The 12,081-nt window shown below is 53.4% G+C and carries 5 protein-coding genes; 2 read left to right on the top strand and 3 right to left on the bottom strand.

From position 1 onward, the window contains the following. The first annotated feature begins 30 nt into the window (after window positions 1-30). On the top strand, window positions 31-324 hold the full coding sequence (locus B5D39_RS03480) for a hypothetical protein (RefSeq protein WP_078789009.1): 294 nt from the start codon (window positions 31-33) through the stop codon (window positions 322-324). A 122-nt stretch (window positions 325-446) separates the two neighbouring features. Here B5D39_RS03480 and B5D39_RS03475 read toward each other — a convergent pair whose 3' ends face one another. From B5D39_RS03475 to B5D39_RS03465, 3 genes are read right to left on the bottom strand one after another with little or no spacing between them, the layout of a single operon-like run. Further along, on the bottom strand, window positions 447-3,026 hold the full coding sequence (locus B5D39_RS03475) for a choice-of-anchor D domain-containing protein (protein WP_078789008.1): 2,580 nt from the start codon (window positions 3,024-3,026) through the stop codon (window positions 447-449). A 17-nt stretch (window positions 3,027-3,043) separates the two neighbouring features. Beyond that, a complete protein-coding gene (locus B5D39_RS03470) occupies window positions 3,044-5,605 on the bottom strand; it encodes a choice-of-anchor D domain-containing protein (RefSeq protein WP_139366665.1) in 2,562 nt (853 codons plus the stop codon). A 17-nt stretch (window positions 5,606-5,622) separates the two neighbouring features. Then, a complete protein-coding gene (locus B5D39_RS03465; RefSeq protein ID WP_078789006.1) occupies window positions 5,623-8,211 on the bottom strand; it encodes a choice-of-anchor D domain-containing protein in 2,589 nt (862 codons plus the stop codon). A 232-nt stretch (window positions 8,212-8,443) separates the two neighbouring features. Between B5D39_RS03465 and dnaE the strand changes: the two genes are divergently transcribed. Continuing rightward, complete coding sequence (gene dnaE, locus B5D39_RS03460; protein ID WP_078789005.1) at window positions 8,444-11,986, top strand: DNA polymerase III subunit alpha; 3,543 nt, start codon at window positions 8,444-8,446, stop codon at window positions 11,984-11,986. The last annotated feature ends 95 nt before the right edge of the window (window positions 11,987-12,081 follow it).

Genomic DNA, 12,081 nt, shown 5'->3' with positions numbered 1-12,081 from the left:
GCTACACATTTTTCCCAAGGAGAAGCAAACATGAAGCGTATGATTCTGGCAGTTGCAGCACTGACACTGGGTTTAACGAACGTCGCATCCGCAGAAGAAATTACCATTGTTGGCCCTGTCACCAAAATCGAACTCAAGACTGGCAGCGCAGATGTAACAGTCAAAGACTCAAAAACCGACAAAACTGCAGTTGTAGTGGTCAAGGACCAACAGAGTCTGGACAAACTGAGTGACAAGCGGATCAGCAATGGGGTAGATGTCCGCGTCAAATATGACAGCGCCACTGGTATTGCACGTGTATTTAAAAAGGAAGGCGGCTGCTAAAGCTATTGTTACACGGTAATTTTAAAGGTCCATATCAATCCTGATATGAACCTTTTTTATGATCAGAACAGCACATTACAACTCACACAATCAATACAGGCACTCCACCAATTCTTCCGCGATTATTGAATCACAATCCTGTCAACGGTAACGGTTCCATTTCCTGCAAGGGTAAGTTTACCGCTAATCGTACTGTAGCCGGTCTGGCTGGAGTAGGTATCAGCATATCCACCTTTTAAGCTAAAGCTGATGTTGCGATTACAGCTAAGGCCGCTATCCGGGAAGATAAGTGATTTGGCCTGAATCAGACCGCCTGATGGTACGGCTGCATAGGCGCTGATAAGGCTACCGTAGGGGGTGGTGCCGATCCGGGCACGGGGTACCAGGTTAAATGCAGCGCCCAGGGTTTTGGTACTGCTCATTGTCACCGTACAGGAACCTGAAACGTTGGTGCAGGCACCTGACCAGCCACCAAATACAGAGGCAATATTGGCGGCGGCGATTAATTTGACGGTGTCTGCCTGGGTAAAGTCATAGGTGCAATTCCCGCCGGTGCAGGAGATACCGGACGAGTCGCCGGTTACGGTGCCACCACTGCCATTGCTGGTGCTGACGGTGAGGTTCAGTTGAGCACGACCGGTGCCGGAAAGCGCTACGGAAAGCGTAGGGTTGTTAACGTCGGTGCTGGTTATTGCCAGTGTGGCATTCTTAAGCCCGGTTGCGGTGGGTTTGAAGCTTACCTGCAGGGTGCAGGAACCACCGGGGGCGAGAGTAAACGGAGTAGTGCCACAGCTGCCGTTGCTCAAGATGAATTGGTTCGCGTTGGTGCCGGTAATCGTTCTTGAGTTGATCTGCAGGGATGAGGTGGCTGAGGAGTGGTTGGAGAGGGTAAAGGTGGCGCTGCTGGATGTCTGGCCATTGGTGACCGTGCCATAGTCATTGGATGCCGGTGAGGCGGCAGCTGCGGTGGGGGCAACCAGCCGGATTACCCGGTAGCCGTTGTTGTAGTGCCCCATCGTAAAAGTAAATTGTCCGTTTGTTATTGTGGCGATCTGCGCTCCGGTAAAGTAATCAACCGCTTTGGTTGCCTGTCTGTTCTGCAGGGTTACGGTTACCGGCAGGTCGGTGGCGGCAAAGCTGGAGAGAAGCAGGTAGCCGACACCGTTTAGTTCACGGGTGCCTATCCGCACACTTGGAAACTGGTTGGTCCAGGCCTTCCAGCTGGTAAAGTGCGGCTGTTCGATGATTGGCAGCATTAGGTCGATCTTGGGGGAGACGTCGTCACGGAAAGCGGCAGGCCAAGGGTTATTCGGATCATTGATCGTGAGCTGATCGCCCCCATCCCTCCAGACACTCATCGCCCGTCCCCCCATAATAATGCCGTAGAACAGCGAGGGAATAAATGTATTACCGATATTCATCTGAAGCTGGATGACTGACACTGGCGCACGCAGGTTCTGAGCCATGAACTGGGTAAGCAGTGAGGGTTCTGGATTAAGTTCAAAACTATCGCAAGCGGCATTAGCCCCAACATACGAGCCCGTCAAGTCCATCGCAGTACGACTTGCGTTGTGATAGGTGCGCGGAACACCGACATTGCCATTCAGATAATAGATAGGATGGCGACGTTTGCCTGTTTGCGGATCAAGATGATCGGTATCGACATTGATTCTCAGAGATTCCTGGTAGGTATAGTTGCCAACCATGCCATTCTCATTATCAATATAATACCAAAGCAGATTCCTGTGATGTCCCGTTGTTTCGCCCCACTGGTAGATGGCATCTATCTTTGCCCACATAGTTTCGAACGGGACAGGAACGTCGTTAACTACCGAGTTGCCTATCATTGACAGGTGTTCCAGCCCCACATCAATGGCCACCTGCGCGCTCAACGCATCGGTGAGGTTCATGATGCCGGTGAAACCGTAGCTTTTGTAGCGTTGGAACATGGTCTGGTAGGTTAAATTATCAGTCGGACTGTCTCGATAAATCATCCGCGGGAAGACATGCTTCCACACGGTATCAGTCTCTTTTTTAGTATAGATGTTTCCCAGGCCATCAACAAGCTGTGTCCTGCTGACAAAGCTGTCTTTGTCGGTAACGGTATTGACGCCATGCAGTGTCACCGCCTCATTACCGCCAGGAAGCTCGTAGACATCAAAATCCGGCGCAAGGTAGATTGTTGAGGGCGTACGTGCAAAAGCAGTTGTCGGGTTCACCCAGACCTGAACATACCACCTTTTGTTATACTGGGGACGCACCGAAATATTCACTTCCTCCCATTCTCCGGCACGGGAGACATTCCAGGTGGAAGTCCGGCTGCCTTCATAGGGAATCCCGTCTATGTTACCAGCTTCCGCTTTGAAGTTGATGGTTTGCCCCTGGGGGAAGGTATCGGCCTTCATACGCAGCACAAACTGGTACTGTTTTCCAGCTGTGAGGTTGAGATAGGGAGACTGAATCAGTTTTATCATGGTGTCATGGTTGGTGGTTCCATCCGCCACATTGGTGATAAAAGGGAAGCCTTGCTGGGTGGAATCGTAACTCAACGTGCTTCCACCTTTGGCCTCCCATAGGGTCTCATCCTCCACCACCATCAGATCAGGTCCCAGGGTTGCAGCAGGTAGCTCAGCCGCCACAACAGAACTGACTGACATCAGCGACAAGACAAACAAAAGCATAAATACCAATAACTTGTTCACATCTCCTCCTGTTGTTTTCACTGAATCACAATCCTGTCAACAGTTACAGCTCCACTTCCTGTAAGCGTCATGTTTCCTGGAATAATACTGTACCCGGTCTGACTGGAGTAAGTGTCGCTATACCCGCCTTTTAAGCTAAAACTGATGTTACGATTACAGCTAAGGCCGGTATCTGGAAAGAGAAGTGACTTGGCCTGAATCACACCATTTGATGCAACAGCGGCATAGGCGCTGGCAAGGCTACCGTAGGGGGTGGTGCCGATCCGGGCACGGGGTACCAGGCTAAATACAGCGCCCAGGGTTTTGGTGTCGCTCATGGAAAGACTGCAGGTGGTGGAGCTATCGCTGCAGTCGCCGGACCAGTTGCTGAAAACAGAGGCGATGTTGGCAGTGGCGGTCAGGTTGACGGTGGCAGCCTGGGTAAAGTCATAGGTGCAATTCCCGCCGGTGCAGGAGATACCGGAGGAATCACCGGTTACCGTTCCACCACCGCCATTGCTGTTGCTGACGGTGAGGTTCAGTTGAGCACGACCGGTGCCGGAAAGGGCTACGGAAAGCGTAGGGTTGTTAACGTCGGTGCTGGTTATTGCCAGTGTGGCATTCTTAAGCCCGGTTGTGGTGGGTTTGAAGCTTACCTGCAGGGTGCAGGAACCACCGGGAGCAAGAGTAAACGGAGTAGTGCCACAGCTGCCATTGCTCAAGATGAATTGGTTCGCGTTGGTGCCGCTAATCGTTCTTGAGTTGATCTGCAGGGGTGAGGTTGCAGAGGAGTGGTTGGAGAGGGTGAAGGTGGCGTTGCTGGATGTCTGGCCATTGGTGACCGTGCCATAGTCATTGGATGCCGGTGAGGCGGCAGCTGCGGTGGGGGCAACCAGACGGATTACCCGGTAGCCGTCATTGTAATGCCCCATCGTAAAAGTGAATTGTCCGTTTGTTACTGTGGCTATCTCTGCGCCGGTAAAGTAATCAACCGCCTTGGTTGCCTGTCTGTTTTGCAGGGTTACGGTTACCGGCAGGTCGGTAGCGGCAAAGCTGGAGAGAAGCAGGTAGCCGACACCGTTCAGTTCTCGGGTGCCGATACGGACAGAGGGAAACTGGTTGGTCCAGGCCTTCCAGTTAGTGAAGTGCGGCTGTTCGATCAACGGCAGCATCTGGTCAATCTTGGGGGAGACATCATCCCGGAAAGCGGCAGGCCAAGGATTAAGTGGATTATCGATTGTGAGCTCAGAGCCCCCATCCCTCCAGACGCTCATAGCCCGTCCACCCATGATTATGCCGTAAAACAACGAAGGAATGAATGTATTGCCGATTCCCATCTGAAGTTGGATAACCGACACTGGCGCACGCTGGTTCTGGCTCACAAACTGGGTGAGCAGGGTTGGCCCCGGCCTCAGATCAGGTCCTTTCGACGCACCATCAGAACCGACATAGCTGCCAGTGAAATCCATGAAAGTGCGGCTGGCATTGTGATAGGTGCGTGGAATGCCGACATTGCCGTTATTGACGTAGACGGGATGCCTCCGCTTGCCGGTTTGCGGATCGAGATGAAAGGTATCAATGCCGTTTCGTATCTGCTCCTGATAACTGTAGTTGCCGACAAAGGCATTTTCGTTATCAACATTGTACCAGAGGACATTGGCATGGTGTCCCGTTCGTTCCGCCCATTGATAGACGTCATCCATGCGAAGCCAAATGTAATCGAAGGTACCATCTATCCAGGGAACATTGATGGATATGTACTTAAGGCCGACATCCAGCGCAGCCTGAGCGGAATCGTCATCAGCAATATTCATGACACCGTTAAATCCATAGTCTTTGTAACGCTGAAATTCTGTAATATGGTCGGTAGTCCATCGCCGGTACATCATGCGCGGGAAGACATGTTTCCATGTGGTGCTATTTTCTTCTTTCGTATAGATGTTTCCCAGGCCATCAACAAGCTGTGTGCTGCTGACAAAACTGTCTTTGTCGGTAACGGTATTGACGCCATGCATCGTCACCGCCTCATTGCCGCCAGGAAGCTCGTAAACATCAAAATCAGGTGCAAGATAGATTGTTGAGGGCGTCGCAGCAAAGCGGGTGCCTGGCTCCACCCAGACCTGGACATACCATCTCCTACTGTATTGTGGACGTACATATAAATACACATCTTCCCACTGTTCTGCACGCGACACATTCCAGGTCGAATGCCGCTCCGCCTCAGAGGGAACACCGTTGACACCAACCGCTTCGGCTACGAAGTTGATGGTTTGGCCTTGAGGAAAAGTATCGGCCTTCATGCGCAGCACAAACTGGTACTGTTTTCCGGCTGTGAGGGTGACATAGGGAGACTGGATCAGTTTTGTCATTGTGTCATGGTTGGTCTCACCGGTATTAACATTCGTGGTAAAAGGGAAACCCTTTTGAGAGCTATCATAGCTTAGTGAACTGTTGAAAGCAGCCCACCGGGTATCTGCCACCGGGTCCACCCCCATCAGATCCGGCCCAAGGGTTGCAGCCGGTAGTTCAGCCGCCATAGCAGAACTGATCGACAGCAGTAGCAAAGCACTAAAAAGGAGATAACCCACTATTCTGTTCACATTCACTCCTGCTGTTTTCACTGAATCACAATCCTGTCAACAGTGACGGTCCCACTTCCTGCAAGGGTCAGTTTACCGCTAATCGTACTGTAGCCGGTCTGGCTGGAGTAGGTATCAGCATACCCGCCTTTTAGGCTAAAGCTGATGTTGCGATTACAGCTTAGGCCGCTATCCGGGAAGATAAGTGATTTGGCCTGAATCAGACCATTTGATGCAACGGCTGCATAGGCGCTGGCAAGGCTACCGTAGGGGGTGGTGCCTATCCGGGCACGGGGTACCAGGTTAAATGCAGCGCCCAGGGTTTTGGTGTTGCTCATTGTCACCGTACAGAGACCTGAAACGTTGGTGCAGGCACCTGACCAGCCACCAAATACAGAGGCGATGTTAGCGGTGGCGGTCAGGTTGACGGTGTCTGCCTGGGTAAAGTCATAGGTGCAATTCCCGCCGGTGCAGGAGATACCGGATGTGTCACCGGTTACGGTGCCACCACTGCCATTGCTGGTGCTGACGGTGAGGTTCAGTTGAGCACGACCGGTGCCGGAAAGGGCTACGGAAAGCGTAGGGCTGTTAACGTCGGTGCTGGTTATTGCCAGTGTGGCATTCTTAAGCCCGGTTGTGGTGGGTTTGAAGGCGACCTGTACCGTACATGAACCACCGGGATCGAGAAAAAAGGGAGGTGCGCCACAGCTGCCGTTGCTCAAGATAAATTGATCCGCGTTGGTGCCGGTAATCGTTCTTGAGTTGATCTGCAGGGATGAGGTGGCAGAGGAGTGGTTGGAGAGGGTAAAGGTGGTGCTGCTTGATGTCTGGCCATTGCTGACCGTGCCATAGTCATTGGATGCCGGTGAGGCGGCAGCTGCAGTGGGGGCTACCAGTCGGATTACCCGGTAACCATTATTGTAGTGCCCCATCGTAAAGGTAAACTGGCCATTGCTGACCGTCCCTATCTCTTCACCGGTAAAGTAATCAACCGCCTTGGTTGCCTGCCGGTTCTGCAGGGTTACGGTTACCGACAGGTCGGTGGCGGCAAAGCTGGAGAGAAGCAGGTAGCCGACACCGTTTAGTTCACGGGTACCGATACGGACACTTGGAAACTGGTTGGTCCAGGCCTTCCAGTTGGTAAAGTGCGGCTGTTCGATGATTGGCAGCATTAGGTCTATCTTGGGGGAGACGTCATTTTTGAATGCCAGGGCCCAGACATTGTCACGGAAGTCCGCTGTCGAGCCGCTAAAAGTCGTACCATCGCGCCATACACTTAAGGCACGGCCACCCATGATAATGCCGTAGAACAGTGAAGGGATAAATTCTTCCTTGAAATACGTCTGCAACTGGATGACGGCAACCGGTGCCCGCTGGTTCTGGGTCATGGATTCAATCAGCAACCTTGGAGCTGCCGGGACGCCGTTGGGGGTACCAAGAGCATCTGCAGTACCAACATAGGAGCCGGTAAGATCCATTACGTTGCGACTGGTATTGTGATAGGTGCGCGGTAGACCGTTCTGTCCATTCAGTACGTAGACAGGGTGGCGGCGTTTGCCGGTCAGTGGATCAAGATGATAGGTGTCAATGTATGCCTGAAGGGATTGCTTGTACTCGTAATCTGCTACATGGGCATTTTCGTTGTCGTAGTTGTACCAAAGAAGATTCCCATGGCGATTGTTTGTCGTTGCCCAGTTGTAGACACGATCAATATAGCCTTTCATGCTTTCAAAACTTGTAACAGTGGCGTCCGAGTTAGTGGAATTAGACATGATGGAGATATAGTCCAGACCGGCATCCATGACATCCTGGGCATTGTATTCATCCCAGATATCCATAACCCCGTTAAAACCATACTCCTTGTAACGTTGGAATATTGTTTTAAAGGCCACGCCACCCAATTCGGATTGATAACGCCGGTACATCATCCGGGGAAATACGTGTTTCCAGTTTTCGCCATCCTTGACATACACATTGCCGAGGCCGTCGATCCACTCAGTGCTGCTGACAAAGGCATCCTTGTCCGTTGAAACATCAATGGGGCGAAGGGTAGCGATCTCGTTACCGCTGGACAGCTCATAGCAATCAACATCTGGAGAGATATAAATGGTTGATGGTGTTGAAGTATACTTAATCGTGGGATGTACCCAGACATCCAGACGCCAACTGCCATTTTTTGTAGGGTATACAGGAACGTAAACATCCTCCCACTCCCCGGCCTTTGACGCGTTCCAGGCAAACTGGTAGACCTGCGTCGAGTCTGCAGCATCTCTTGCCACAACCATGATGTTTTGTCCGCGTGGGAAAACGTCCGTTTTCATGCGTAGGACAAACTGATAGGCATGACCTGCCTGAAGACTTACATTTGGTGTGCGAATCGATTGCGGCCAGTCTTCATGATTCGTCATCCCGTTAACATCGGTGGTAATCGGAAAGCCCTGGTTGATACTGTCATAGGTTGGGGTTCCAACGGTAAGATTATTAACTCGATCGATCCACTGAGAACTGGTTACGACGCCCATCATATCAGATCCAAGGGGAGTTGCCGGGAACTCAAAAGAGAGTGCAGGGCTGATAAATATGAGAAGTAGCACCTTAACAAACAGAAAAGCAGACAGCTGTTTCACACTTCCTCCACTTTTTCAGACCACAAATTCTACAGTAGTCTATGCAGTATTGCTGCTTTGTCAAGCAACCCACCGGCTATTTTTAAAAGCAACCCTCAAATCACACAGTCGCATTTTTTATAATTGGGCGCAGTTCCTGCAACAACATCTTGCGTCAAAACCCCGACATTGACACCATATCTTGGCATGAGGCATACTCATTGCCTCACAGTTTTGTCGGGAGGCAGCCCCCATGGAAGTAGCTGAAACAACACAAACCATCACCCCCTTTGTTCACCTGCACCTACATTCCCAGTACTCACTCCTGGACGGAGCGATCAGGATTGAAGACCTGGTTGCCAAGGCCAAACAGTATCAGATGCCTGCCCTGGCCATTACTGACCATGGCAACATGTTTGGTGCGGTGGAGTTTTATCTGAAATGCAAAAAGGCCGGAATCAAGCCAATCATCGGCTGCGAGCTGTACATCGCCCCTGATTCCCGTTTTTCAAAAGATTCCAAGGGTATCTCCGATGCGGCCTATCACATTATCCTGCTCTGCGAAAACCTTGAGGGGTACAAGAACCTCTCCTACCTGACCTCTGCTGGCTACAAGGAAGGCTTTTACTACCGCCCCCGGATTGACCGCGCCCTGCTGGAAAAACATAGCGGCGGCCTGATCGCCCTGTCTGCCTGCCTGAAGGGTGAAGTGGCCATGCAGTGCGGCCGGGGCAAAATGGAAGATGCCCTGGAGACCGCCCGCTGGTACAGCCAGCTGTTCCCCGACCGTTACTATATCGAGATCCAGGAAAACACCCTGCCGGAACAGGACACCGTTAACCTGCGGCTGCTGGAAGTGGCCAAAGAACTAGGCCTGCCGCTGGTGGCCACCAATGACTGCCACTACCTGAACCGGGAAGATGCCAAGGCCCATGAGGTGCTGCTCTGCATCCAGACCGGCAAGACCATGTCTGACCCGACCCATATGAAGTTCTCGGCCGATGAGTTCTACGTCAAGACCCCGGACGAGATGGCGGCGGCCTTCCACTATGCGCCTCAGGCGGTTGCCAATACGGTGGCGATTGCCGAACGCTGCAACCTTGAGCTGCCGTTGGAGAAGGACTACTACTTCCCCCACTTTGAACCGCCTGAAGGCAAGACCCACGACGACATGCTGGAGGAACAGGCGATTGCCGGTCTGCAGGAGCGTCTGATCACCATCCGGGCCAAATACCCGGACATGACCGAGGAGCAGGTTCAGGGTTACCATGACCGGTTGCGGATCGAGCTTGACTGTATCCGCCAGATGAAGTTCCCGGCCTACTTCCTGATTGTGGCTGACTTTATCAACTGGGCCAAGAGCCAGGGTATTCCGGTGGGACCGGGCCGGGGCTCGGCTGCCGGTTCGCTGGTGGCCTATGCTATACGGATCACCGATCTGGACCCCCTGCCCTACAACCTGCTGTTTGAGCGGTTCCTGAACCCGGAACGGATCTCCATGCCTGATATTGACGTGGACTTCTGCCAGGATCAGCGGGAAAAGGTGATCGAGTACGTGGTGCAGAAGTACGGCCGCGAGCGAGTTTGCCAGATCATCACCTTTGGAACCATGAAGGCCAAGGCGGTGGTGCGGGATGTGGGCCGGGCCATTGATATGGCCTACGGCGATGTGGACAAGATCGCCAAGCTGATCCCCGATGACCTGAAGATGACCATTGAAAAGGCGATCAAGCAGGAACCGCAGCTGAAAGAGATGGCTGCTGCCGATCCCAAGGTGGCGCAACTACTGGAGACTGCCAACTGTCTGGAAGGTCTGGCCCGCCATGCCGGAACCCATGCCGCCGGGGTGGTGGTGGCCCCGGATCAGCTGGAAGAGTATCTGCCGGTCTACAAGGATCAGAAGACCGGCGGCATCAACACCCAGTATTCCATGAAGTATGTGGAGATGGTGGGACTGGTCAAGTTCGACTTCCTGGGACTGAAAAACCTGACCGTAATCCAGAACGCGGTGCGGATGATCCGCGAAGGCCAGAACCCGGAGTTTGATATCACCCGCTTGCGGGATGATGACCAGGCCAGCTACGACCTGATCACCGCCGGCAACACCACCGGTATCTTCCAGCTTGAATCCAGCGGCATGAAGGAGATGCTGGTCAAGCTGAAACCTTCCTGCTTTGAGGACGTGATCGCGGCCTGCGCCCTGTACCGCCCCGGCCCGCTGGGCTGCGGCATGGTGGATGAATTCATCGAGCGTAAGCATGGCCGCCAGAAGGTAGTCTACGATCTGCCCCAGCTGGAGCCGATCCTGAAGGACACCTACGGGGTCATTGTCTACCAGGAGCAGGTTATGCAGATTTCCCGTTCCCTGGCCGGATACTCCCTGGGACGGGCCGACCTGCTGCGCCGCGCCATGGGTAAGAAAGACCCGGCGGTTATGGCCAAGGAAAAGGAACCGTTCCTGGAAGGGGCCAAGGCCCAGGGGCTGGACATCAAGAAGGCCGAGGCGATCTTTGACCAGATGGCCAAGTTTGCCGAGTACGGCTTCAACAAATCCCACTCGGCTGCCTATGCCCTGATCGCCTACCAGACTGCCTATCTCAAGGCCCACTACCCGGTTGAGTTCATGGCTGCCCTGCTCTCCTGCGACATGGACAGCACCGACAAGGTGTTGAAGAGCATCAGTGACTGCCGTGAACAGGGGATTGAGGTACTGCCGCCGGATATCAACACCTCGGGTCAGTCCTTTACCGTGTCGGGCAAGTCAATGCGTTTCGGCCTGGGCGCGGTCAAAGGGGTTGGCGGCGGCGCGGTGGAATCGATTATCGAAGCCCGCGCAGACGGTCCTTTTACCGATATCTACGATTTTTGTGAGCGGGTGGACCTGCGCCGGGTCAACAAGCGGGTCATGGAGGCGCTGGTCAAGTGCGGTGGCTTTGATTCGCTGCATAAACATCGTGCCCCGCTGATGGCGGCCCTTGATGATGCCACCACCGCAGGTCAACGTTTTCAGGAGGAGCGGGACAGTGCCCAGGTCTCTCTGTTTGGCGACATGCCCACTGCCACCGCAACCCGTTCCGGCCGCAAACTGCCGGATATCGAAGAATGGCACGACAAGGAAAAGCTGGGCTATGAAAAGGAAGCGCTGGGCTTTCTGATCACCGGTCACCCGCTGGACCGCTATGCCTCTGACATTAAACGCCTGGCCAGTGCCGAGATCGCCCGACTGGTGGATTTCCCGGATGGTATGGAGGTACGTGTCTGCGGGATTGTGACCTCCCTGAAAGAAATTATGACCAAAAAGGGCGACCGGATGGGCTTTGTCACCATTGAAGACCTGACCGGCCAGATTGAGATCACCGTCTTCTCCGACATGTACGTCCCGGCAGCAGGCCTCTTAAAATCAGATGACCCGCTGCTGTTTACCGGCAAACTGGAAAAGGGTGAAAAAGGCTGCAAGCTGTTGGTGATGAAGCCCCAGGAAGGTAATGGCCGCAAATTCCCCAATCAGGTCAACGTCAATGGCGATATCAAGTTGTTGTCCGAGGCCCAGGAGCAGCAGACCACTCGTGTCAGCCTGGCGTTGCGCCTGCTGGAACTGACAACGGAACAGTTAACGCCGATCAGGGATCTGCTGGAAAAACACCCCGGTAATCTGCCGGTGTTACTGCAACTTGAGATCCCCAACCGCAGCCGGACCATCATTAAACTGCCGGACCACCTGAAAGTGGCGGCCAGCGATGAATTTAGGGTAGCGGTAGAACGCTGTGTCGGGTATAATGCCGCGATCTTTGAATGAATGGTCTTTTTCCGTCCTGGCCGTGTCAAGCGGCGGCCTTACTTGTGCGACGTACCAGACAGTACGTCTCCGCGTAAGTCCTTGCTTGCCCCACC

The sequence above is a fragment of the Trichlorobacter thiogenes genome (genome assembly GCF_900167465.1).
GTDB lineage: Bacteria > Desulfobacterota > Desulfuromonadia > Geobacterales > Pseudopelobacteraceae > Trichlorobacter > Trichlorobacter thiogenes.
The sequence above is the reverse complement of the archived record's forward strand: the minus strand, read 5'-3'. Positions and strand labels throughout refer to the sequence as shown.